Origin of the sequence: Novosphingobium hassiacum (assembly GCF_014196055.1) — a bacterium.
GTDB classification, from domain to species: Bacteria; Pseudomonadota; Alphaproteobacteria; order Sphingomonadales; family Sphingomonadaceae; genus Novosphingobium; species Novosphingobium hassiacum.
Genome location: NZ_JACICY010000001.1, coordinates 348,169 through 370,220, shown reverse-complemented (window position 1 = coordinate 370,220; position 22,052 = coordinate 348,169). Strand labels below are relative to the sequence as shown.

At 64.5% G+C, this 22,052-nt stretch carries 22 protein-coding genes and 1 tRNA gene; 8 read left to right on the top strand and 15 right to left on the bottom strand.

Annotated features, from left to right (window positions below; all coding sequences use genetic code 11):
- Positions 1-218: 218 nt before the first annotated feature.
- Positions 219-923 carry a thioredoxin domain-containing protein gene (locus GGQ88_RS01970; RefSeq protein WP_183611333.1) on the bottom strand — a complete coding sequence of 235 codons (705 nt, stop codon included), beginning with the start codon at positions 921-923 and terminating at the stop codon, positions 219-221.
- Entirely contained in the window at positions 920-1,516 is a 597-nt protein-coding gene (locus GGQ88_RS01965; protein ID WP_246385398.1) for a DUF721 domain-containing protein, read from the bottom strand. The genes GGQ88_RS01970 and GGQ88_RS01965 overlap by 4 nt, the downstream gene beginning before the upstream one ends.
- A 14-nt stretch (positions 1,517-1,530) precedes the next feature.
- On the opposite strand from GGQ88_RS01965, the gene mutY reads away from it, so the two are divergent.
- The 4 genes from mutY to GGQ88_RS01945 are packed head-to-tail and all read left to right on the top strand — an operon-like array spanning position 1,531 to position 5,475.
- Positions 1,531-2,595 (top strand): A/G-specific adenine glycosylase, encoded by a 1,065-nt coding sequence (mutY, locus tag GGQ88_RS01960; RefSeq protein WP_183611332.1) that lies wholly within the window; start codon positions 1,531-1,533, stop codon positions 2,593-2,595.
- Positions 2,592-3,893 carry a serine hydrolase domain-containing protein gene (locus GGQ88_RS01955; protein WP_183611331.1) on the top strand — a complete coding sequence of 434 codons (1,302 nt, stop codon included), beginning with the start codon at positions 2,592-2,594 and terminating at the stop codon, positions 3,891-3,893. The genes mutY and GGQ88_RS01955 overlap by 4 nt, the downstream gene beginning before the upstream one ends.
- On the top strand, positions 3,893-4,786 hold the full coding sequence (nudC, locus tag GGQ88_RS01950) for an NAD(+) diphosphatase (protein WP_183611330.1): 894 nt from the start codon (positions 3,893-3,895) through the stop codon (positions 4,784-4,786). Before GGQ88_RS01955 ends, nudC begins: the two co-directional genes overlap by 1 nt.
- A complete protein-coding gene (locus GGQ88_RS01945; RefSeq protein WP_343057050.1) occupies positions 4,783-5,475 on the top strand; it encodes a DsbA family oxidoreductase in 693 nt (230 codons plus the stop codon). The genes nudC and GGQ88_RS01945 overlap by 4 nt, the downstream gene beginning before the upstream one ends.
- A 131-nt stretch (positions 5,476-5,606) precedes the next feature.
- Here GGQ88_RS01945 and GGQ88_RS01940 read toward each other — a convergent pair whose 3' ends face one another.
- Entirely contained in the window at positions 5,607-5,924 is a 318-nt protein-coding gene (locus GGQ88_RS01940; RefSeq protein ID WP_183611328.1) for a hypothetical protein, read from the bottom strand.
- Between the two features lie 120 nt (positions 5,925-6,044).
- Between GGQ88_RS01940 and GGQ88_RS01935 the strand changes: the two genes are divergently transcribed.
- Entirely contained in the window at positions 6,045-6,638 is a 594-nt protein-coding gene (locus tag GGQ88_RS01935) for a twin-arginine translocation pathway signal protein (RefSeq protein WP_183611327.1), read from the top strand.
- Between the two features lie 34 nt (positions 6,639-6,672).
- Here GGQ88_RS01935 and GGQ88_RS01930 read toward each other — a convergent pair whose 3' ends face one another.
- Complete coding sequence (locus GGQ88_RS01930; RefSeq protein WP_183611326.1) at positions 6,673-7,080, bottom strand: DUF1489 family protein; 408 nt, start codon at positions 7,078-7,080, stop codon at positions 6,673-6,675.
- 4 nt (positions 7,081-7,084) lie between these two features.
- The gene (gene mgtE, locus GGQ88_RS01925) at positions 7,085-8,533 is read right to left on the bottom strand and encodes a magnesium transporter (protein WP_183611325.1); all 1,449 of its coding nucleotides are present in this window, start codon (positions 8,531-8,533) and stop codon (positions 7,085-7,087) included.
- A gap of 112 nt (positions 8,534-8,645) precedes the next feature.
- On the opposite strand from mgtE, the gene GGQ88_RS01920 reads away from it, so the two are divergent.
- Positions 8,646-9,101 (top strand): peptidylprolyl isomerase, encoded by a 456-nt coding sequence (locus GGQ88_RS01920; protein WP_183611324.1) that lies wholly within the window; start codon positions 8,646-8,648, stop codon positions 9,099-9,101.
- Between the two features lie 74 nt (positions 9,102-9,175).
- Here GGQ88_RS01920 and GGQ88_RS01915 read toward each other — a convergent pair.
- The 4 genes from GGQ88_RS01915 to GGQ88_RS01900 form a co-directional block, all read right to left on the bottom strand.
- A tRNA-Pro gene (locus GGQ88_RS01915) sits at positions 9,176-9,252 on the bottom strand.
- A gap of 138 nt (positions 9,253-9,390) precedes the next feature.
- On the bottom strand, positions 9,391-10,584 hold the full coding sequence (locus GGQ88_RS01910; protein WP_183611323.1) for a zinc-dependent alcohol dehydrogenase: 1,194 nt from the start codon (positions 10,582-10,584) through the stop codon (positions 9,391-9,393).
- Between the two features lie 4 nt (positions 10,585-10,588).
- Positions 10,589-11,164 carry an SRPBCC family protein gene (locus tag GGQ88_RS01905; RefSeq protein WP_183611322.1) on the bottom strand — a complete coding sequence of 192 codons (576 nt, stop codon included), beginning with the start codon at positions 11,162-11,164 and terminating at the stop codon, positions 10,589-10,591.
- A 228-nt stretch (positions 11,165-11,392) separates the two neighbouring features.
- Positions 11,393-12,463 carry a catalase family protein gene (locus tag GGQ88_RS01900; RefSeq protein ID WP_183611321.1) on the bottom strand — a complete coding sequence of 357 codons (1,071 nt, stop codon included), beginning with the start codon at positions 12,461-12,463 and terminating at the stop codon, positions 11,393-11,395.
- A gap of 233 nt (positions 12,464-12,696) precedes the next feature.
- Between GGQ88_RS01900 and GGQ88_RS01895 the strand changes: the two genes are divergently transcribed.
- On the top strand, positions 12,697-14,976 hold the full coding sequence (locus GGQ88_RS01895) for an FdhF/YdeP family oxidoreductase (RefSeq protein ID WP_183611320.1): 2,280 nt from the start codon (positions 12,697-12,699) through the stop codon (positions 14,974-14,976).
- Between the two features lie 27 nt (positions 14,977-15,003).
- Here GGQ88_RS01895 and GGQ88_RS01890 read toward each other — a convergent pair whose 3' ends face one another.
- Complete coding sequence (locus tag GGQ88_RS01890; RefSeq protein ID WP_246385396.1) at positions 15,004-15,243, bottom strand: hypothetical protein; 240 nt, start codon at positions 15,241-15,243, stop codon at positions 15,004-15,006.
- Positions 15,244-15,423: 180 nt separating this feature from the next.
- Here GGQ88_RS01890 and GGQ88_RS01885 point away from each other — a divergent pair, with 180 nt between their 5' ends.
- Positions 15,424-16,011 carry an HD domain-containing protein gene (locus GGQ88_RS01885; RefSeq protein WP_183611318.1) on the top strand — a complete coding sequence of 196 codons (588 nt, stop codon included), beginning with the start codon at positions 15,424-15,426 and terminating at the stop codon, positions 16,009-16,011.
- Between the two features lie 51 nt (positions 16,012-16,062).
- On the opposite strand, the gene GGQ88_RS01880 is transcribed toward GGQ88_RS01885, so the two are convergent.
- The 5 genes from GGQ88_RS01880 to GGQ88_RS01860 are packed head-to-tail and all read right to left on the bottom strand — an operon-like array spanning position 16,063 to position 21,721.
- Positions 16,063-17,040: a DUF4402 domain-containing protein gene (locus tag GGQ88_RS01880; protein ID WP_183611317.1), complete on the bottom strand. Its 978-nt coding sequence runs from the start codon at positions 17,038-17,040 to the stop codon at positions 16,063-16,065.
- Complete coding sequence (locus GGQ88_RS01875) at positions 17,040-19,775, bottom strand: hypothetical protein (protein ID WP_183611316.1); 2,736 nt, start codon at positions 19,773-19,775, stop codon at positions 17,040-17,042. The genes GGQ88_RS01880 and GGQ88_RS01875 overlap by 1 nt, the downstream gene beginning before the upstream one ends.
- Before the next feature lies 1 nt (position 19,776).
- Entirely contained in the window at positions 19,777-20,694 is a 918-nt protein-coding gene (locus tag GGQ88_RS01870; protein ID WP_183611315.1) for a fimbrial biogenesis chaperone, read from the bottom strand.
- Positions 20,695-20,730: 36 nt separating this feature from the next.
- Entirely contained in the window at positions 20,731-21,159 is a 429-nt protein-coding gene (locus GGQ88_RS01865; RefSeq protein WP_183611314.1) for a hypothetical protein, read from the bottom strand.
- A gap of 37 nt (positions 21,160-21,196) precedes the next feature.
- Complete coding sequence (locus tag GGQ88_RS01860) at positions 21,197-21,721, bottom strand: DUF4402 domain-containing protein (RefSeq protein WP_183611313.1); 525 nt, start codon at positions 21,719-21,721, stop codon at positions 21,197-21,199.
- Positions 21,722-22,052 lie beyond the last annotated feature (331 nt).

Below are 22,052 nucleotides of genomic sequence, written 5' to 3'. Positions count from 1 at the left end.
GTCCCGTTGCTGGAAGTCGCGCAACGCTAGCCGATCATCGCGTATGATTGAAGGGGGTGCGTGATGGTAGATCAGCGCTGCCCCACCCCCAGCCCCTCCCGCAGGCGGGAGGGGGGAATTAAACGCCCCTTCTTCCCTTCCCGCAGGCGGGAGGGGGAATTAACCGCCTCTTCTTCCCCCCTCCCGCTTGCGGGAGGGGTCGGGGGTGGGCCTGCCTGCTACTTAAACCGCGCTTCCAACTGTGGCTTCAGGCCCGCCCAGTCGTGCGTCCCGGCCAGCAGCGCGCCGTCGATCATGAAGCTCGGTGTGCCGGTCACGAAGTACTTTTCCTGCGCCTCTTCGGTCTGCGCCGCCAGCTTCTTGGCGAGCGCCTCATTTGCCAGGCACCGGTCCATCGTGGTGCGCGTCATCCCGCGCGCGGCCATGAAGTCATAGAACTTGAAGTCGCTCGCAATCGCCCGCGTCCGTGCCGCAAGTGGTCCGGTGGACCAGCGTTGGCGCTGCGCCTCGGTCGAATTGGTCGCCGTCGCGATCCATGTCGACTGGCTGCGCATGAACGCGGTGTGCAGCGGGAAGAAGCGGTTGGCGGGCACGCAATTGGTCAGCAGCGCCACCGTCATGTCGATCGGATCGCGCACGAAATTGCGCACTTCGATCGCGCCCTTGCCCGGCGCGACCATGCCGATCTTCAGCTGCGCTTCGGACTGCGTTTCGAAGTGCGAACAGTGCGGGCAGGTATAGCTGACGAACTCGACCAGCCGCAATTCCGCCGCCGGATTGCCCAGCACGTGATAGCCCTCGGGCGTCACCGATCCAGCCGCAACCCAGTTGGCGCGTTGCACCGGCTTGGCGGGCTTCTGCGCCCCCGTCAGAGTCACCAGCGCGCCAAAAGCCAGCGCCAATGTCGCAATCGTCTTCTTCACGAAACCTTCCCCTTGGCTACCTGATCCAGACTGCGCGCGAGACTTTCCAGCACCGTGCGTAATTCCGGATCGCCGATATCGCGCAGTGAATCGCCCAGTTCGATCGGTATCGGCTTGAGCGAAGGCGGCGCGGTGCGTGGCGCATCCTTGGTTTTGGGCGCCTGAACCACGCCTTGCCGGATCTTGACCCGCGCCACCGCGCGATAGCCGAAGAAGCGGTTCACCCGGTCGATGATCTCGGGCGTCACGTGCTGAATCATCGTCGCATGGGCCGGCGTCACCACCAGTTGCAGGATGCCTTCGGCCTTTTCGCCGGGTGCAAAGCGGATCGATTCGGGCATGCAGTTGCGCGCATGGCGCTCGCCCACGATCTCGGGCCAGCGCGTCACCACGCTCGATTGCACGAAGCCGAAGCGGCGGAACGCGGTGCGCCCGATCGCGGGCATCAGGTCGGCGATCTGCCGCGCCTCGCCGCCGCGCGGGCGTTCGTACGGTTTTCCGGCGTAAGGCTTGCCCGCAGCAGGCTTGGCCGCAGCCTTGGGCTTCTTCTTGGCCGGGTCCGAAGGGGTGCTTTCCATCTTGCCCGCCGCCATGCCATAGCCGCGCGATGCAGGCCAGTGCGCAACCCACCCCTAATTCGCAAGATACGCAGATCGCGGGCAAACTGCTCGACTGGTACGATGCCAACGCGCGCCGCCTGCCATGGCGCTCTCCTCCGGGAGAGACCGCGCCAGACCCCTACCGCGTCTGGCTGTCCGAAGTCATGCTGCAGCAGACCACGACTGCCGCAGTCGCTCCCTACTTCACCAAGTTCACCACGCGCTGGCCGACCGTCACCGACCTCGCGGCAGCCGATGATGCCGATGTCATGGCCGCATGGGCAGGCCTTGGCTACTACGCCCGCGCCCGCAACCTGCTCGCCTGCGCCCGCGCCGTGGCTGCGATGGGCGGCAGCTTCCCCGATACCGAGGACGCCCTGCGCACGCTGCCGGGCCTCGGCGCCTACACCGCCGCCGCCGTGGCAGCGATTGCCTTCGAACGCCGCGCGGTCGTCGTCGACGCCAATGTCGAACGCGTCGTCGCGCGCCTGTTCGCGATCAAGCAGCCACTGCCCGCCGCGCGCCCCGCAATCCGCACCGCTGCCGACAGCATCACGCCCGACTCCCGCGCCGGAGACTTTGCCCAGGCGATGATGGATCTCGGCGCGACCATCTGTACGGCGCGTTCGCCACGTTGCATGCTCTGCCCGCTGCGCGCCGATTGCCGCGCCTATGCTCAGGGCGCGCCCGAGCGCCTGCCGGTCAAGGCCGCCAAGAAGCCCAAGCCCACCCGCCAAGGCCGCGCCTACTGGGTGGAGCGCGACGGCAAGGTTCTGCTCGTCCAGCGCGCGGGAAAGGGCATGCTCGGCGGCATGCGCGCCTTGCCCGATGACGGCTGGTCTGCACGTGGTGATGGCGACGTGCCGCTGCCGGGCGAATGGCATCCCGGCGGCGTGGTCCGTCACAGCTTCACGCATTTCGATCTCGAATTGCAATTGATGCTTTGCGCGGCGAACGAATTGACTAGTCTGCCCGTGGGAGAATGGTGGCCGGTTGATCAGATCGAGGCCGCAGGATTGCCGACCGTGTTCGCCAAGGCAGGGCGGCTGGCAGTAGCCGAAAGAAACACATGAACGCCAATACGATGAACATATCCCGGCGCGGACTGATCGGATCGCTCGGCGCGCTGGCGGGCACTGCCCTGATGCCGCGCATGGCTTTCGCTAGCGCCGCTGCCGAGGCGCGCTTCCCCGTCGTCACGCGGATGGTCGATGGCTACGTTTCGTCGGGCAAGCTTCCCGGCATGATCGCCACACTGGGGCAGGGCATCGGAACGTCCGCATTGGACATCGCACGCGGAACGCTCGCGCGCGGCAACCCTTCGCCCGTCGATATGGATAGCCTGTTCCGCATCTATTCGATGACCAAGCCTGTTACCGGCATGGCCGCGATGATGCTGGTCGATGACGGCAAGCTGCGGCTCGATCAGCCTCTGGCCGACCTCATCCCCGCGTTCGGCAAGATGCAGGCGCAGGCAACGCCCGATGGCTCGATCACCGACTTACGCCCCGCCAAAACCCAGATCACCATCCGTCACCTGCTCACCCACACCGCAGGGCTCGGCTATTCGATCATCCAGCAAGGCCCGATCAAGGACGCCTACATCAAGGCGGGCGTCGTGCCCGGCCAAGCGAGCCGCATGGCGCTGCCGGGCCTCGAGAAATTCACCCCGCTCAAGAGCCTCGCAGAATTCGCCGAGGTTCTGGCCACGCTGCCGCTGGTTTACGAGCCCGGCACGACTTGGAGCTATTCGGTCGGCCTCGACCTAATGGGTCGCGTGATCGAGATCGCCAGCGGCATGGCCTTCGACCAGTTCCTCAAGACGCGCCTGTTCGACCCGCTCGGCATGGCGTCCACCGGTTTCCGCGTGCCCGAGGCGCAAGCACCGCGCCTCACCACCAATTATGCGGTGGCAGGCGGTATGCTGCTGCCGATCGATCCTGCGAAAACCTCAGTCTATCTCGACCAGCCAGCATACCCGTTCGGCGGGGCAGGGCTGGTCTCCTCTCCCCGCGATTACGACCGCTTCCTCGCCATGGTGCTCGGCTACGGCTCGTTCGGTGGTCGGCAGGTGATGTCGGAAGCCGCCGTCCGTCTCGGCACCAGCAACCTGCTGCCGGTGGGCACAGACCTGTCGCGCTCGTTCATCAAGGGCAACGGCTTCGGCGCGGGCGGCTCTGTCGGCCTGGGCGAGGACGCGGGCACTTATGGCTGGGCAGGCGCTGCGGGCACGGTAGGCTTCGTCAGCTTCCGCGCCGGATTGCGCGCCGGGCTCTACACCCAGTACATGCCGTCCGAAGCCTACCCCGTGCACCGCGAATTCGCGCAGGCCGTGCTGGCCGATGTCACCCAGAAGAAAGCTGCCGCCTGATGGAAACCGCAATTGCCTTCGCCAGCGTAGGGCTCGACCGCGCCGATCACATTCGCGGCGATGCCGAAGCGCTTGGCAATCTGATGAACTGGCGCGCCCGCCTGCTCAAGCTCGACGGCATTGACCCCCAAATCGCGCCCGACGGCGGCCTCGACTGGGGCACGCTGGCCGACGCCGACCCTGAAGCCGAACTCGTCTTCCTCGGTCTGATGGGCGATGGGCCAAGCGCTTCTCGACCCTGTTTCGCACAAGTCGCACCCAGCCTGATCGGCAGCGTCGCGCCGCCCAACCCGCGCCTGTGGGCCGCGATGGGCATGCTTTCTCCGACCGATCTTGCGATCTACGGCGGCGCGCGCAGCCTCGTCGATTGGCACGCCCGCCACCGCTTCTGCGCGCGCTGCGGTCACGCGACCAAACTCGCCAAGGGCGGCTGGCAGCGCTCCTGCACCAACACCGCGTGCAATGCCGAACACTTTCCCCGCGTCGATCCGGTCACGATCATGACCGTCGAATGCGATGGCGAAATGCTGCTCGGTCGGCAGCCGCGCTTCCCCCCGCGCCGCTACTCCGCGCTCGCAGGCTTCGTCGAACCGGGCGAAAGCCTCGAAGGCGCGGTCAAGCGCGAGGTGCTTGAAGAAGCCGGGATCACCGCCCGCTCGGTCCAGTATGTCGCCAGCCAGCCATGGCCGTTCCCGTCCTCGCTGATGATCGGCTGCCACGCCTATACCGACGACAAGACGATCACCATCGACGAGACCGAACTCGACGATGCCCGCTGGTTCACGCGCGAGGAGGTGTGCTATGCCATGACCGGCGCGGAAGACGGCGCGTTCATCGCCCCGCCGCCGTTCGCCGTCGCACATCACTTGCTGAAATGGTGGCTGGAACAGTGAGCACGCCCGCAAAAGTCGCGATCGACATCTGGTCCGACGTCATGTGCCCGTGGTGCGTGATCGGCCTCAACCAGCTCGAAAAGGCGCTCGTCATACTGCGTGACGAAGTCACCGCCACGATCCGCTTCCACCCCTTCGAACTCAACCCCGACATGGCCGAAGAGGGCGAGGAACAGGCCGCGCACATTCAGCGCAAATATGGCCGCTCCGCCGAACAGATGGCAGGCGTGCGCGAAACGCTGAAGCAGGCCGCCGCCAACGCGGGCTATTCCTTTGAATACACAGGTGGTGGCGAGGCACCCCCGCAGATGATGTGGAACACGCGTCTGGCGCATCGCCTGCTGACGTGGACCCTCCAAGACCACGGCCCCGCGCTCCAAGTCCCGCTCAAACGCGCCCTGTTTGACGCCCACTTCCAGCAGCGCCGCAACATCTCGGACCCCGAAGTCCTCGCCGACATCGCCGAGGCGGTCGGCCTCGACCGCATCGCCGCCCTATCCGCAATGATCGCCCCCCGGATCGACGCCATGGTCACCGCTGGCCAGCGCCAGGCCTGGGACATGAACGTCAGCGGCGTCCCCGCCATGGTCGTCAACGGCAAGCTGATGATCCCCGGCGCGCAGGATCCGGACACCTACGCCAACGTGATCCGCAAGGTGGTGGCGCGCGAGGCTTCAAACGCCGGATAGTCGGCAGCCGTAATAGACCCCGGCCTTCGCCGGGGCGACAGGTCTGGGTGTCATCACCTATAAACCGCGTCACCCCGGCGAAGGCCGGGGCCTATCACGCTATCGCGGCGGACAAACGCCGATCCGACCGCTCATCCTGAGCTTGTCGAAGGACGCACCCACCGCCAAAGCCGCCCCGCCGCCAGCACGATCAGAAACCAGAAGCTCCCCGAAGCCACGAACGGACCCGGCCGAAAGTCGTCCTCGACCCCGATCTGGTGGATCACCGATGTGCCCGGGTCGTCAGCCAGAAACGGCGCGGGCCACCCCGCAACTTCGCGCGGCTGCCAGTTCTCCTCAACCGGACCTTCGAGGCCGTACATCGTACGCTCGTCCGTCGTGCGCTCGACCCAGGCCGTCGCCACCGTGAGCGTTAGCGCCAACAGCAGCTTCGAAAGCGTTCTTATCATGACCAGCAAACCCCTGACGCGAATGGCGTATGTACGTGCAGGTGCGACGCTCGTAGCTGATCGTGGTTCCGGATTTCGCAAGAGGCGGACTGGCGGCACATTCCCGGAGAGCACAGTGCAATGAAATTCAAGAGTCTGTCCGCAGCACTTGCCCTGTCTTTGCTCATCGCCGCCGGATTGCCCGCACAAGCACAAGTACCTGCCGCGAAATCCGCATCCCCGGTCCCTGCAGACTTCAAGGTCCCGACCCTCGTCGAAACGCCGAAGTTCCGCATCGTGCCCCTCGGTCCCGCGCTCGTGAAGGTCGATTTCGACGCCTACATGTCCTCGATCGAACACCTCCAGAAGACCTTCACCCGCAGCACCGGCTGGCCGCACCCCGGCATCACCGACGCTGACGCAATGCGCGACATGGAGACCGAACAGGCCCGCTTCCAGTCCCGCAAATCCTTCGCCTATGCCGTCCTCTCTCCCGACGGCACGCGCGAACGCGGCTGCGTCTACGTCTATCCCGGCATCGCGGGCCATGACGCCGTCGTCCAGATGTGGGTTACCAAGGCCGAATACGACGCAGGCTTCGACGCCGAGCTTTACGCGTGGGTCCAGGGCTGGATGCGCAACGACTGGCCGTTCAGGAACGTCGCCTATCCCGGTCGCGCCATCCCATGGGAAAAATGGGACGCGATGGATGCGGCGGCGAAAAAGGCTGGATGATCCCGAAGCCCGGTTCGTGTCGAGCGCGTAACGCCTACACCAGTCCCAGCTTCGCCAGATCCGCGGCGATCTGCGCGGGCAGCACTTCGCCCGCTTCGCCATCGCCCAGATCGCGCGGCGCGTCGGCGTCCTCGAGATAGCGCCAGCCCTGATGCGCGCGCTTGGGGCTGGGGTACACCTCGACCAGCTTGGTCGAAATCACGATATTCGTCCGCCCACCCTCGGCCTCTTCGAACCCAAGGATTTCGGATCGCGCGACAAGCTGGTGTTTGTGGATCCAGAACAGCGAACTGCCGATCATTTCGGCGGCGCGCTTGGGCCGGTTCTTGGTCGTCAGCCGCGCCTCGGCAGCATCGCCGCGCCTGCCTCCGCTTGCAAACCACGCGCGGATTTCGGCCAGCGACTGCGCGCCATAAGCAACCTTGGTCATGTGCAACGGCATCGGTCTAACTCGCCAGCCCGCTCAGCACGGCAAGGCCAAGGAACGAGAAGAAGCCCATGACATCGGTCGCCATCGTCACGAATACGGCAGAAGAGACAGCCGGGTCGATCTTCAGCCGGTCGAGCGTCACCGGCACCAGTATTCCGGCAAGGCCCGCCACAAGGTTGTTGATCACCATCGCCGACCCGATCACCGCGCCCAGCAGCGGGTTGGAGAAAAGCAGCCCCGTGCCCAAGCCGATCAGCAGCCCCAGAGTCGCGCCATTGGTGGCCGCGATCCTGAACTCGCGCAGGATCATGCGCACGGTGTTCGAACTGGTCAGCTGGTTGGTCGCGATCGCGCGCACCACGACCGCCAGCGTCTGCGTCCCCGCATTGCCGCCCATGCCCGACACGATCGGCATCAGCACCGCCAGCAGCGCGAACCGCGCGATGGCACCCTGGAACAGCCCGACTACCGATGCCGCGATCAGCGCCGTGCCAAGGTTGACGATCAGCCAGGTCAGGCGCGTGCGCACCGTCAGCAGGATCGGCTCGTTGATGTCGCCATCGCCCGCGCCCGACAGGCGCAGGATGTCCTCGCTCGCCTCTTCCTGAATGATGTGGACGATATCGTCGACGGTGATCTGCCCGACCAGCCGCCCGCTTTCGTCTACCACGGCAGCTGAAATCAGCGCGTACTTCTGGAAGCGCAGCGCGACTTCCTCCTGATCCATCGTCACAGGAATCAGCGTCTGGTCGCGTTTCATCACGTCGGCCAGCAGCACGCTACGCGGCGCGCGCAGGATCCACGAGAGCTGGCACGTGCCAAGCGGATGATGCTTGGGATCGACGATGAACACTTCCCAGAATTCGGTGGGAAGATCGTCGTTGCGCCGTAGGAAATCGATCAGATCGCCCACGGTCATCGCCTCGGGCACCGCGATCAGGTCGCGGCTCATCAACCGGCCAGCGGTTTCCTCTGGATAGGACAGCGCCGATTCGATCGCCGCGCGATCCTCCGGCTCCATCTCGGCCAGCACCGCCTGCTGGTCTTCGTGGTCGAGATCCTCGATCAGGGCGACGGCGTCGTCCGTCTCCATCTGCTCGGCGAGTTCGGCAACCTCGTCGGGATCGAGCTCGTCGACCAGCAATTCGCGCACGTGGTCGTTGAGTTCGGCGAAAACCTCGCCGCCCATCAGGTCGTTGATGGCGCGCGCGAGCAGCACGCGGTCTTCCTGATCGATCAGCTCGAACAGATCGGCGATGTCGGCGGGGTGGAGCGGCTCTACAAGGTTGTAGACCGTTTCGTGCTCGCCGCGCTCCAACGCATCGGCGACCTTGCGCACGAAGCCCGGACGCAAGGTGTTGTCTTCCTCGTCGAGGCTTTCGGCATGACGCGACGGTTCGGCCGCCGGAACGATGAAGTCCTCGGCGGGGTCAAGCGTCTCGATGAGGTCCTCGTCGCGCTCCATAAGGGGCGGGTTAGCCTTTGGACCGTCAATTGCAACCGCCTAGCACGGGCACACGTGACTTTATCGGCAGACGCCCTATATCCCTGCCCGAACTGAAAGGACCTGCATCACAATGGCTGACGAAAATCTCGTTCTCTCGCTTGATTCCGGCGACGTCGTAATCAAGCTGCGCCCCGATCTTGCCCCCGGTCACGTCGATCGGATCAAGGAGCTGGTCGGTGAAGGCTTCTACAACGGTGTGAAGTTCCACCGCGTGATCCCAGGCTTCATGGCGCAGGGCGGCTGTCCGCAGGGCACCGGCATGGGCGGCTCGGACAAGCCTGATCTCAAGGCTGAATTCAACGCTGAACCACACGTGCGCGGCGTTTGCTCGATGGCCCGCACCAGCGCGCCGAACTCGGCCAACAGCCAGTTCTTCATCTGCTTCGACGATGCCCGCTTCCTCGACAAGCAGTACACCGTCTGGGGCCAGGTCGTCAGCGGCATGGAACACGTCGACGCGCTGCCCAAGGGTGAGCCGCCGGCAAAGCCAGGCGCGATCAACAAGGCAGAAATCGTCGCGGCCTGATCCGGTCGGACGCAACAACGAAAAGGGCGGCACCGCAAGGTTGCCGCCCTTTTCATGTATCACCGCAAGATGAGTGGTCGGGGAGATAGGATTCGAACCTACGACCCTCTGGTCCCAAACCAGATGCGCTACCAGGCTGCGCTACTCCCCGACACCGGCAGGCCCTTAGGTTTGGCTCGTTTTCGGCGCAAGCTAAATCGTCATGCGTTGTGATCACGAGAAGATTCAAAATGGGACGACGGCTGCGCTTGGCGAGGCCGGGAAACCCGCCCGACCTCGCAATCGCAGATCACGCAGCTTTTGCGGAAGTGCCGGGTTTCAGTACGATCTTGGTGTATTTGTCCTGCTCATCATGAAACTTCTGGTAGCCGGTCGGACCCTCTTCGAGCGCCATCCGGTGGCTGATCAGGAAGGTTGAGTCGATCTTCCCCTCGGCGATCGCGGTATACAGCGGACGCAGGTACTGTTGCACGTGGGTCTGCCCGGTCTTGAGCGTCAGGCCTTTTTCCATGAATGCGCCGAGCGGAAACTTGTCGACGAAACCCGCATAGACACCCGGCATAGATACGCGACCGCCCTTGCGTGTAGCCATGATCGCTTGACGGATCACGTGGGCGCGGTCCGTGCCAAGGAACGTCGAAACCTTGATCTGGTCGATCACGTTATCGGCAAAGGCACCATGCGCCTCCAACCCTACGCAATCGATCGTCGCGTCGGGGCCGATCCCGCCGGTCATGTCCCACAGCGCCTCGGCGACCTTGCTTTCCTCGAAGTTCACCGTCTCTGCGCCGAACTGCCGCGCCATTTCGAGCCGACGCGGGAAGTGGTCGATGGCGATCACCCGTTCGGCACCCATCAGAAATGCCGACTGCACGGCGAATAGACCGACCGGCCCGCAGCCCCAGACAGCGACGGTGTCGCCGGGTTCGATCTGCGCGTTTTCGGCCGCCATCCACCCGGTCGGCAGAATGTCGGTCAGGAAAAGCACCTTGTCGTCCTCGATGCTGTCATCGGGGATCACCAGCGGGCCGAAATCGGAAAACGGCACGCGGACATATTCAGCCTGACCGCCGGAATAACCGCCCGTCATGTGGCTATAGCCGAACGCGGCACCCATCGGCAGGCCCATGCCTTCGCGTGAAATGTCCTGGTTATCTGCCGGATTGCCGTTCTCGCAGCCCGAATACTGGTGCTTCGAACAGTGGTAGCACTTGCCGCAGGAAATCGTGAACGGCACCACGACCCGCTGCCCTGTCTTGAGCGTGCTTTTCGGACCGGTCTCGACGACTTCGCCCATGAATTCATGGCCGAGGATGTCGCCCTTCTGCATCGTCGGGATGTACCCGTCGTAGAGGTGCAGGTCTGAGCCGCAGATGGCGGTCGATGTGACGCGAATGATTGCGTCACGCGGATTGAGTATCTCGGGATCGTCCACGGTGTCGTAGCGGACGTCGTGCTTGCCGTGCCAGGCGATGGCTTTCATGGGATCAGTCTCCGCTGCGTTCGCGCAAGATGCGCTGGTTGCGTGCTCCGGTGGCCACTTCGCCGGTCTCGATCAGTTGCTTGAAGCGATGGAGGTCGCGACGCGCCTGAATGCGCGGCTCGCGCTGGAACAACTTGGCGATGAACTGGCCGACGGTGCCGCCCGGAGGCTCGTACGCGATTGTCGCGCGCACGATCGTGCCGCGCTGACCGGCATCCTTGAACTCGACGCGGCCGCTATTGGCAACGTCTGCGCCTTCGGCCGATTGCCACGAAATGCTGCTGCCCGGCTGGTCGTCGGTAATCACCGATTCCCATGAAACCTCGCGCCCGGCCGGTGCCTTCACCGTCCAGCGCGACCGGACAGAGTCGATCGCCTCGATCGACAAGACGTTCTCCAGCACACCCGCCAGTCTGGGCGTGTCGCGCCAGAACGCGTAAAGCTCCTGCGCCGGAGCATTGATCGTCACCACTTCGGCGAGCAAGGCCCGGTCGGGCTTTGCGGTCTTCGACGCGGTTACGGGCGCGTCATCATGGGTTGACGCGTCGCCTTCGCGAACGCGCTGGGAAACATCGGTCACTGAGAGCTCTCCACCTTGGGGGTCTGCGCCGATAATGGCGGCAGGACAGGGTCAGTTCCGTTCCGAACCGTTCGGCCCGCGCCGTTCGCGACAACACGAAATATGCGCGCGCCCAGACGCAGCACGGGATCGCGCGCCGTTGGGACTACGTCATCGACGATGGCGCGGAGTTCGGCATGTGCGAACGAACCGGGCGCACATATCTCAAGCGGTGGCCATGCCGTCCCCTCAGGGTTCGTGGATTGGGCAACGGTTTGCGGCTGCGCGGAAGTCGGCGGAATGGCGGTAGGTTTCTCGGCGGGCGCGGTTGACATCGCCCAGGGGCTGATGCGCGGCCAGTCCGGTCCAGACGCTGAAGCGCATCTCCTCATTGACCTTTTGCAACGCGTCGTCACTCCAGCTGTCCTGACGCGGGATGCGAAGCGTGGCGATCTGAACGAACGGCGCCTCGTCCTCCTTCCACTCGACCGTGGGATCCTCGACAGGCTGCTTTTCCAGATCGCGGCACAGCTGCGCTTCGAAAGCCCATTCGCCGTCGATCGACGCCATTTCCTTCCGCACATCCTCGCGGATCGCATTCGGGCGGCCTTTGGTGTCGACCTTCTCGCCGGTGAGGGCAGTCAGCGCATCGCTCAAGGGACGCAGGCGGTACTTGGCGATGTGGTTGCCGTGCCGGAAAGCCGTGGCGCTGAAATAGGTTTCGCCAAGTGGATCGACTTGCGGTGCCCCGCCCAGGCTACCAAGCTTGGGACTGTCGAGCCCGACCGCGCCCAGCGCGCCATTCACCACCTGCAGGACTTTCGATAGCCCCACTTTCAGACCTTCAGCCTTGTCGGTCGTCTTGGCGAGAAGGGCGAGATTGCCCGCAAATTTCTTGGCGTTCGGCGCAAGGAATACTGGGCCATTGATCATCACGAAGTCTTGCGTTGTGCCCGAAGCATCCGGCAGGCGAGCGCCCTCGACGTCGGTCACCTTCAACGCCAGACCACGTGGCAGCGCTATCGCGTCGTCGAGCACGTCGCCCGGATTGGTCGAGATGCGCACGTAAGCCCCGTGTTCGCCCGGCGTGGCGAACAGGCCCTGCGCCAGCTCCGGGGGCAGGTCGGACAAAACGGAGAACGTGCCCTTCAGGATGGCGTGCGGTTTGGCATGAACCGCGCGGACGGCATGGCCATAGTCCTGCTGGGTCGTGGTCAGGATCTCATCGAAAGCTTCGTTGAGCTTTTTGACGGTGTCCTGCTCATCGTCACGAAAGGTCTCGACGTCAGGAGCATAGGGAACGGGTGGGGGCAGGGACATGCGCGAACTCCTGAAGACGACGGCTTCGAACAGAATTTGCGGCCCAACCGGAAGTTCCCGGGCGACGGGCAGAAACTAACCCTCCTGCAGGCCGTTACAGCCTGCATGAACCACCCTCAGTCTACAGGCTCGGCCTCACCTGAAACGTGCACTGGCGTCACTCGTCTCCCGCCGCTTCCACCAGCGCGCGCCGCTCAAGAGGTGATCCGCGCGCTATCCCCGTGGCCTGCGGCGTGAAGGCCGGGAAGGGTCGCGTAAAGGCCTTCAAGGGTCCCGCGGGCGGTTGGGGTTCGCTCCGCAGCGTGGCGGAGATCGTCGCGCGCGAGCGGCTCGGACCCGCAGCACTTGCCCAGTTGCCGCGCCAGAACAAGGCAGAAGGTTTCGCATGCGTCAGTTGCGCCTGGCCCAAGCCCGCCCATCCGCACCCGGCAGAGTTCTGCGAGGAGGGCGCCAAGGCGACGGCATGGGAACTGACCAGCCTGCGCACGACGCCAGCGTTCTTCCAGAAGCACACGCTGTCAGAACTGCGCGGTTGGCGGGACTACGATCTCGAACAGCACGGTCGGCTGACCCATCCGCTGCGCTACAACGCCGATAGCGACAAGTACGAGGCCGTCTCCTGGGAAGACGCCTTTCGCGATATCGGTGCCGTGCTGCGTGCGATGGACGCTAAATCGGTCGTCTTCTATTCGTCCGGCCGGACCAGTCTCGAAGCCTCCTACATGTATGGGCTTATGGCCCGGATGTACGGCAACCAGAACCTGCCCGACAGTTCGAACATGTGTCACGAATCCACTTCCGTCGGTCTGAAAGCGGCGATCGGCGTCCCGGTCGGGACGACCCGGCTGGACGATTTCGAGCACTGCGATGCGCTGTTCTTCTTCGGCCAGAACACCGGCTCGAACTCGCCGCGCATGCTCCATGACTTGCGCACGTGTCGCAAGCGCGGCGTCGAGGTCGTGACCTTCAACCCCTTGCGCGAACGGGGGCTCGAACGCTTCACCGATCCGCAAAATCCGCTCGAAATGTCCACGCTTGGCGAAACCGACATCTCGACTCAGTATCACCAGCTCAAGGCAGGTGGCGATATCGCCGCAATGACCGGCATCGCAAAATTCCTGCTGCAATGGGATGACGACGCTGCGCTCAAATGCGAGCCGGAGGTGCTCGATCACGCCTTCCTCAAGCAACATACCGTCGGCTTTGCAGACTTCGCCGCAATGGTGCGCGCCACCTCATGGGAGGTGGTCGAACAGGAGTCCGGTCTGCCCCGCCATGCAATCGAGCAGGCTGCGGGCGTTTACGCCCGGGCAAAGGCGGTCATGGGAATTTACGGCATGGGGCTGACGCAGCATGTCAAGGGCGTCGATAACGTGCGGATGCTGGTCAACCTGCTGCTGCTGCGCGGGAACATCGGCAGACCCGGCGCAGGACCGATGCCGGTACGCGGGCACTCCAATGTCCAGGGCCAGCGCACGGTCGGCATTACCGAGAAGACCGAGCTGGTGCCGATAGATCGGCTCGAACGGCAATACGGTTTCACCGCTCCACGCGAAAAGGGCTTGGATACCGTCGAAAGTTGCCGGGGGGTGATCGACGGATCGGTCAAGGCGTTCGTCGCGCTTGGCGGCAACTTTCTTCGCGCCGTGCCTGAAACAGCAGCGATGGAGGCGGCTTGGCCGGGTCTCGACCTGTCGGTGCAGATCGCGACGAAGCTCAACCGCAACCATCTGTTTTCCGGCAAGACGACCTACCTGCTTCCCTGCCTCGGCCGGATCGAGCGCGACGTTCAGGCAAGCGGTCCGCAAGCGGTTTCGGTCGAGGATTCGACCAGTTGCATTCACGGATCACGCGGCAAAGTCGCACCCGCCAGCGAGCACCTGCTGTCCGAGCCGGCCATCGTCGCCGGTATTGCCACGCAGGTCGTGCCCCCCAACCCCCGCATCGACTGGGATGCTTGGGTCAGTGACTACAGCTTGATCCGCGATGCGATCGAGGAGACCTACCCCGATGTCTTCAAGGATTATAACGCGCGGCTGTTTACGCCGGGCGGCTTCTGGAAAGGCAACAAGGCGTCCGAGCGCATCTGGCAGACATCGACCGGCAAGGCCGAGTTCCTCACACCGACATCGCAGAATGCCACCGGTTTCGCCGATGCCGCGCACCGCTATCGCCTGATGACGCTGCGCTCTAACGACCAGTTCAACACCACGATCTACGGCTACCATGATCGCTTTCGAGGCGTGAAAGGCACGCGCGACGTGTTGTTCATGAACAGCCAGGATATTGCCGCTGCCGGTCTTCGGGCAGGGCAGACCGTTGCCTTGGAAAGCGACGCCGACGACGGCGTAAAGCGTCGGCGCACCGACTTGATCGTGACGCCCTATGCCATTCCCCGTGGCTGTCTCGGCGCCTATTATCCCGAGGCCAACGTGCTCATCCCGGTCGAACATCACGCCGAGGAAAGCCATGTCCCAGCTGCGAAATCGGTGCCCGTGCGGATCGTCGCCTAGCCGGCAGCGGCCCGCGGCCCCGTCCGCTTACAGATCGTTCGGCCCGGCATCCGATTCACTGGCTATCAGATCTGCTGCTTCGGTGGCGTCAGCAGCGAGCGTACGCAGCGCCGTGGCCGTGTCCTTGAGCAGCCCGTCGCCGATCGGTTTTTCACCATTGATGAAACGCCGGATCGCGCGCTCGTCGATGCCGAGGCGGCGCGATGCCGACGTCGTGCCGCCAAACAGCGCAATGCAGCCCGCAAAGTGTTCCCGTCGATCCATCATCGCAGTCGTCGCCCTTGTTGAGATAGGAGCCGGACCCATAGTGCGTCCGGCGCCGATGTCACCGCCTCAGACGCGCCGGGCCGCTGCAAACCATTTCACAAGACCGTCAAATCGCGATATCCAACATGCTTCGCGTAGGTGCCGGAACAGGCAACGCGCGGGGATGAAGGACGCACTGCGATGGAAAACCTGCCGACCGCACAGTTCCACTCGATGACCGAAGGCACCCAGGCCGATTGGGATGCGATCATGACGCATCTGCGTCCGCATGCGCAAAGCGGCGGCGCGCGCGTTCTGGCTCATCTTCGCCTGCTCGATGGCGATTGCGGCGGCTTTGCGGTCGATCGCCTGACCCACTGCCTCCAGACCGCCACGCGCGCCCACCGCGACGGTAAGCCTGAGGACTACGTCGTCATGGCCCTGCTGCATGACATCGGCGACGTGCTCGGCGCCTACAACCACCCCGATGTCGCCGCCGCCATCCTCAAGCCGTTCGTCTCGGACGAATTGCTGTGGATCGTGCAGCACCACGGCGTGTTCCAGGGCTACAACTTCTTCCAGTTCATCGGCCTCGACCGCAACATGCGCGATCAGTTCGCAGGGCACGAACACTATGCCGCCACCCAGGAATTCATCGACAAGTACGATTGTCCCGCCTTCGACCCTGAATACGATACCCTCCCGCTGTCGTTCTTCGAACCGATGGTGATGCGCCTGTTCGAATATCCGCGCGCCAGCATCTACAAAAGGGCGATGGCGGAGGGCTGACCGAGGCAGCTCGTCGCACTCCGGTTCGTGACACCGGGATGTGTCGGCATGTCAGTTATACTGCACCGTCACCACCAGCGTCCCCGAAAACGTCCCGATCCCGGTAGATCCCGACAGCGGGATCGAGCCTCCGACTTTGACCTGCAAGGTGCCTGCGCTCCCCGTACCGCCGCTCAATACCTGCGAGCCGCTGCCCGTCGCGGTGGTGGTCGCCACGATCGATCCGGCTGAACCCGACATCGTGACACTCGATGGCAGCGACACCGTCACCGCCTGTCCGCCTTCGCCGGTGACGGTAAACGCGGCGGCTGTGGGGGCAGGTGAGGGAAAGCGGATCACGCCGGTCCCCGTGACAGACGCCACTCCTGCCGGGCTCAGCGTCAGGCTGCCCGTGCCGCTGGTCGGCCGCGTCACCTTGCCGAACTGCAGGTCCGCCGTCTTGGCGATGTCGATCGGCCGGATCACCTTGGCGGTAATGTTGCCCACCAGTGAATCCGATCCGGCGCCCGATGGACGTGATGCGGTGATCAGGAACGATGTCACGGCGTTGCCCGTCGGCTGGCTGGAGTCATTCCCCAGCACCGGGATGTCATATCCCAGCAGGAACGTCCGCGACGTGTTGCGCGGTATAGGATTGAGATTGATGACAATATAGCTGCCAGCACTATAGGCCGAGGTGATCGTCGCCGTGCCGTTGGTCAGGTTGACCGACGGTATTGCACCCAGCCGCCCGCTCGGCGTTCCTGCCAGAGCCAGCGTCACATAAGGCGTCGCCGAATTGCACAAGTTGTTCCCCGTGCAACTGATCGTGATCACCGAATACACCGAACTGCTCGATATGCGCACCGCGCTGCCCGATTGCAGCGTCACCGCTCCCGACGACGATGATGCGCGAAACGTCGACGATCCCGATGCTGCGCTGACGACATCGCCCAGCACACCGTCGCTGATCGAATCGACGTTGTAGGACTGCGCCTGCGCAGCCTGTGCGACCATCGCCGCGATCAGGATAAGGAGTGCGCGCAGCATCAGAGTTTCACCATCTGGACCGGTTCGTTGAAGGCCACTTCGCCCAGCGCGTCAATCGGCCGTCCGTCGGCGCTTACCGTGACGAACACCGGCTGCATCAGGTGCATCCCCAGCCGTGCCGCCTGATCGGGATCAATCTCGATCGCATAGCGCCCGGGCCTGACCTCGTCGAAGACCGCCGTCCCGTCGAACTCGGTGACCCCTTGCACCACCTTGCCCTTGGGCGAAACCAGCCGCAGCTTGACCGCCGACAGCCCGCTCAGCGCGCCGTCCTTGCGGCGGAAGCCGATCCGCGCCACCAGTTCGGACGTCGGCACCAGCGGATAGGGGATCGTGGTCATTCCGCCCGCGCGCGCGGCGAACATGATGTTCTGCGGGGGTGGGCTGACGAACATCGTGTCCGTGCCCGAAACGTCGGCACGCAGGGTCGCCATGCTGCCATCGCCCAAGCCGGTCACGAACGCGCGACCCTGCGCGTCGGTGACCGCCTTCAAGCCGCCGCCCTCGACGGTTACGCCGGGCACCGCGTTCTCGCCCTTATCGCGTACGCCATTCGCATTGGCGTCGATGAACGCCAGCAATGCAGCGCTCGCACCGTTGGCAGGGCCGGGCGGCGTCATGCGGTAGCGCCCTTGCAAGGGGTCGCGCGCAAAGCCGAAGTTGAACTGCACGCCGACCCGCCAGCGACCTTGCCCGGTCGACCAGTCGCCGCCCAGCGTCGCCGACGCAAACGGCAGGCGCGCGGTCAATCCGGCCTGCAGCGCCACATCCTTGTTCGAGAACGTCCGCGTCGCGCCCAACCGCATCGAATAGCGCTCGCCCAGCGCGCGGTCCGCAGCAAAACCCAGCGTTTCCATCGCCAGATTGGGCCGCACGCGGAAATCGGCGGTCGCACGAAGCTGCCACTTGTAGTCGATCAGCCGGATCGCGCTGACATTGCCGTTGACGCGCGTCGCCGAAAAGCCGGGTTGCGAGCGTCGGCTATAGTCCGCGCCGATCGCGACGAGCGTATCGCCAAGGCCCACGGTCGTACGTGCCCGCGCGGTCAGGCTCTTGCCGCCGTCGATGAACTCGGCACGCTCGACCCTGCCCGAAAGCGGCAGTCCCAGCGATCCCGGCAGCGGCACCGCCAGATCGAAGACGACCTCGCTGTAGCGCCGCATCGGGCGTGACGGATCGAAGCTGGTGTTGACCTCGTCGGCAAATCCGCCAGCATACTCGACATGACGCCCGACGAAGCTGATCCCGGCTACGCGCCCGGCTAGCCCCAGCGAAACCGCGCGCGCACCTTCGAAATCGGCCGCGACATCGGTTTGCATCGCAAGACCCAGCAGCGAACTGCGCGTGCCGACATTGGCCATCGTGTGCCCCACGCCGGCACTGTCGGTGAAGCGCGAGAGCCCCGCCGTCAGCGTCAGGCCTTCGCTCACCCCGTGCGCCACGCCTACCACCGCGCGCAGCGCGCCGCGCCCCTTGGTAAAGCCGCTGATGCTTTGGTCGGACAAGTCGATCACCGCGCGATCCTGCGCCACGACACCGATGTCGAACGTCGTCCGTCCGGTCGCCAGTTGCCCGCCGCCGACATTGAGTACGCGCGTCCGCTCGACCCGTTCGCCGCGCGGTCCATACAGCACGATGCGGATTGCATTGCGTCCGCGCACCAGCGGTATGTCGTTGAATTCATAACGACCCTGCACGCCCGAACCGCGTTGGCCCGATCGCAGGATGTCGTTGACGTACAGTTCGGCATCGTAGCCCACGGGCAGCTCGCCGCGCAGGTTGATGCGCTGGAACACGCTGGCGTCGTCGATCCGCGCCGACGAAAACACCACGCCCGCGCCGCCCAAGCTGCGCGGGCCCACGGCGAGGGCAGGGGTGAACACGTCACCTGCCGATGCCATCGTTCCACCGAGCGATCCGAGCAGCCGTCCGTCTTCGGACCGGCGCGTGAACGCCACGCGCGCTGCCACCGGGTCGGCGCTTTCGTCGGTCGCGACCCAAGCTGAAAACCCGGTCTGCAGCAGGTCGCCTGCGACGCGCGCTTCGGCCCGCGTGATCGTATGCGATGTGTTGCCGCCCTGGCCCGACCCCTCGTTGCTGTAACCCAGCTCTGTCGTGAAATCGAACGCGGGCTCGCCCAGCCAGCGATAGGGCGTCGCAACGCGCAGCGCTTCATCCTGCGTCCCCGGCTCGCCGGAAAGCCCCGCCATCCGCGCCAGCCGCTCGCGCTGTGCCTGCACCGGCAGCTTCTCGGTCGCCTCCAGCGTCAGCAGCATGTCGTTTTCGTTCGCGGTGATCCTGATCGGCAGCAGCTTGGCGATCAGCGATGCGCGCAGATAGATGTCGGTATCGGTGGTCAGGCTGTCGGGCGGAACCAGCGCGACGATCTTGCCGCCGATCAGCGCCTGTCCCGATTTGAGGTCGATCGTGATCGGCCGCTGGCTCTCGCCGATCCGTCCCGAAACCACGCCGTTCGAAGCGTCCACGTCCAGCGGCAGTTCGAGCAACCGGCTCAGTTCGCCCAAAGGCAGCAGCGGGTCCTGCGGATCGCCATAGGCAGTCAGCGCCTCGCTGATCGTCGCGCCGTCCAGTTGGACCGAAAGCAGCAGCAACTGGTCCCGCGCCATGTCTGACGATACAGACGTGGCAGCAGGTTGCACAGGCGCAACCGGTCCTTCCGGTCCACCGCTTGTGATCGCGGCGGCCAGGGCCAGAAAGGCAGCGGCGTAAGCCATTTCAGGGTGCTGTGTAGGTCCCGCTCGCGATCGGAGAGGCCTTGCCCGCCCCATCCGCGATATACGTCGCGGTCACGATCTCGCCCTTCTTCAGCGGGCGCAGCAGCGGCACTTGCGCCACGCGCTCGCCGACTTCGGGATAGACCGCGATACCGCGCACCACGCCGACCACTTCCTTGGCCGTGCGCAGCTCGATATTGCCGTAGAGCGATGTCGTGCCCTGTCGGCGGAGCGTCACGGCCAGCGCCGGACCTTCGGGCAGGGTTACTTGGCTGATCGGCCCCATGCTCCCGGTCGCGTCGGCAACGCCACCGCGCACGATCAGCGGGATCGAGATGCCGAAGATCGACTGAATGCGCAGTACCAGCTCGCCCTTTTCGGACGCGGCGGCCTGCTCGGCAGTAAGGCCGCTGTCGGGCGACGGGACCGTGGTCACTGTCAGATGGCTGCGATATTCGCTTGCTTGAGCGCCGTCGGCCAGCGTCGCGCGGACGCGGATCGTCTTGCCCTGGCCCGGAGGAAGGGTCATACGGCTCGGCGCGGCCAGCAGGAACGGCTTGGCCGATTGCACCTTGGCCGCCGTTGCCTGAGCTGCCGCATCACGCTCGGCAATGCGCGACATCGGCACGATCTCGCCCGATGGCAGCATCGCGTTGTCGACCAGCGCAACGTCCACCGTCACCGGGGTGTTGCCCTGGTTGAACACATAGACCGCCTCGGTCCGCTTGGTGCGATCGAAGATCACGCGGCGCGGCGTCAGGTTGATGTTTGCCGCAGCCGAGATCGGCGCGATCGTTTGCGTCGTCGCACCGTCGGCCTTGGGCTGCGTGATCGGCAGCGAGGTTTGCTGTGCCGCCGCCGGCGTCATCGCCGATGTGGCGACCAGCACCGTCGCCAGAAATCCCAGAGTGCGCCGCATGGCAAAAAAACCTTCCGTTAGCCTCGCGTTCAACCGTCAGTTGAACTGGGCAAGGAACAGGATCGAGCTTCCGCCCGGCAACCCGCTGCTCAGCAGCCCGCGGCGCATGGTGTGCATCCGGCTGTTTGCGGGCGTGAGCAGATCGATCCTGTAGACACCGCTCGCCATGACCACCACGCCGCCGCTGTTGCGGGCGTCGCGCGGACCGGCCTTGCGCGGGGTCATCAACATCGAGACCGAATCCCCGATCTCGCCATTGAGGAACACCGCCGATACGGCGTCGTTCAGCACGTCGAAGGAAAAGCCCGCGCCCACCGGCTCCACCACCACGACCGAAGCTTGCGCTTCGTCCGTGGTGGTGGTCTCGCCAGTAGCCGCAAGCGCGACAGGCCCCGTCACGAAAGTCGCCGCCAATCCCAGCGATGCGGCCAAGGCCTTGGCACCGCCATGTAGAATCCGCGTCATCCTCTCGTCCCCCCGGTTTCCGTCGCTCCCCTCGCGCTTACTGGTAGGCGACCGTCACCGGGAAGGTGGCGGTATAGGCGCCCGAGGCCTGCGTATCGACGAGGTTGAAGCTCCCGCCAACGTTCAGCGTAGCCGTGCCGGCAGCAGCCAGCGCGCCCGACAGCGTCACCGTGCTGCCAAAGTCGGGCAGCAGCGTCACGAGCAGCGAATTGGCGCCGCTGGTCAGCGAAACCGTGCCCGGGATCGTCGTCGTCACGGCCTGCGCACCTTCACCGGCAACGCTGAAGATCGCGCGGCTGGTCGTGCTGGCCAGCGCAACCGCGCCTGCAGCAGCAACCACCGAGTTGCCGGAGTTGGCCAGCGTCACGGTGCCCGTGCCGGTACGCGGACGCACGATGCGGCCGAATGCCAGGTCGCTGGTCTTCGTGATCGTCAGCGGACGGATGATCGTGACTGAAGTGGTGGCGGTAGCGTTGTCGGTATTCGCGGCCGACTGGGCGAAGGCATTGCCCCCAGCCAGCAGACCCGCGGCGATCGCCGCGGTTGCAAGCAACTTCTTCATCTCAAATTCCCCTATCCAAGACCCCGAGCAACCAGGGCTGTCCCTTACCGGTTTCCGCCAGGATAAAAGCGGATCCGGTCTTGCTGACAGAGATGTCGGCAGGGGTCCGTACTAGGTAGGTGCACCTAAGCATTGGTTAACGCGAGGGGCGTTCCCATCCGTCTCAGCATTTACCGTTAACCGGTCTGCAATTGATTGCCAACCACTTGAAAAATAGCGAGAATCACACGGAGAATCGCGGGAATCCGGGGTCTGTTCATCTGAATTTAATGTTGGGGCAATGAGCGTAAAAGCTTAACAACTAACCAACGATATAGTTAACGGTCACTAT

Excerpts from the sequence above, each read along its gene's own strand:
- GGQ88_RS01865 (WP_183611314.1), bottom strand. The coding sequence starts at position 21,159 with ATGACGCGGATTCTACATGGCGGTGCCAAGGCCTTGGCCGCATCGCTG.
- GGQ88_RS01885 (WP_183611318.1), top strand. The coding sequence starts at position 15,424 with ATGGAAAACCTGCCGACCGCACAGTTCCACTCGATGACCGAAGGCACC.
- GGQ88_RS01910 (WP_183611323.1), bottom strand. The coding sequence starts at position 10,584 with ATGAAAGCCATCGCCTGGCACGGCAAGCACGACGTCCGCTACGACACC.
- nudC (WP_183611330.1), top strand. The coding sequence starts at position 3,893 with ATGGAAACCGCAATTGCCTTCGCCAGCGTAGGGCTCGACCGCGCCGAT.
- GGQ88_RS01900 (WP_183611321.1), bottom strand. The coding sequence starts at position 12,463 with ATGTCCCTGCCCCCACCCGTTCCCTATGCTCCTGACGTCGAGACCTTT.
- GGQ88_RS01935 (WP_183611327.1), top strand. The coding sequence starts at position 6,045 with ATGAAATTCAAGAGTCTGTCCGCAGCACTTGCCCTGTCTTTGCTCATC.
- GGQ88_RS01955 (WP_183611331.1), top strand. The coding sequence starts at position 2,592 with ATGAACGCCAATACGATGAACATATCCCGGCGCGGACTGATCGGATCG.
- GGQ88_RS01920 (WP_183611324.1), top strand. The coding sequence starts at position 8,646 with ATGGCTGACGAAAATCTCGTTCTCTCGCTTGATTCCGGCGACGTCGTA.
- mutY (WP_183611332.1), top strand. The coding sequence starts at position 1,531 with ATGCAGGCCAGTGCGCAACCCACCCCTAATTCGCAAGATACGCAGATC.
- GGQ88_RS01965 (WP_246385398.1), bottom strand. The coding sequence starts at position 1,516 with ATGGCGGCGGGCAAGATGGAAAGCACCCCTTCGGACCCGGCCAAGAAG.
- GGQ88_RS01930 (WP_183611326.1), bottom strand. The coding sequence starts at position 7,080 with ATGCCGTTGCACATGACCAAGGTTGCTTATGGCGCGCAGTCGCTGGCC.
- GGQ88_RS01875 (WP_183611316.1), bottom strand. The coding sequence starts at position 19,775 with ATGGCTTACGCCGCTGCCTTTCTGGCCCTGGCCGCCGCGATCACAAGC.
- GGQ88_RS01880 (WP_183611317.1), bottom strand. The coding sequence starts at position 17,040 with ATGCTGCGCGCACTCCTTATCCTGATCGCGGCGATGGTCGCACAGGCT.
- GGQ88_RS01860 (WP_183611313.1), bottom strand. The coding sequence starts at position 21,721 with ATGAAGAAGTTGCTTGCAACCGCGGCGATCGCCGCGGGTCTGCTGGCT.
- GGQ88_RS01890 (WP_246385396.1), bottom strand. The coding sequence starts at position 15,243 with ATGATGGATCGACGGGAACACTTTGCGGGCTGCATTGCGCTGTTTGGC.
- GGQ88_RS01940 (WP_183611328.1), bottom strand. The coding sequence starts at position 5,924 with ATGATAAGAACGCTTTCGAAGCTGCTGTTGGCGCTAACGCTCACGGTG.
- mgtE (WP_183611325.1), bottom strand. The coding sequence starts at position 8,533 with ATGGAGCGCGACGAGGACCTCATCGAGACGCTTGACCCCGCCGAGGAC.
- GGQ88_RS01870 (WP_183611315.1), bottom strand. The coding sequence starts at position 20,694 with ATGCGGCGCACTCTGGGATTTCTGGCGACGGTGCTGGTCGCCACATCG.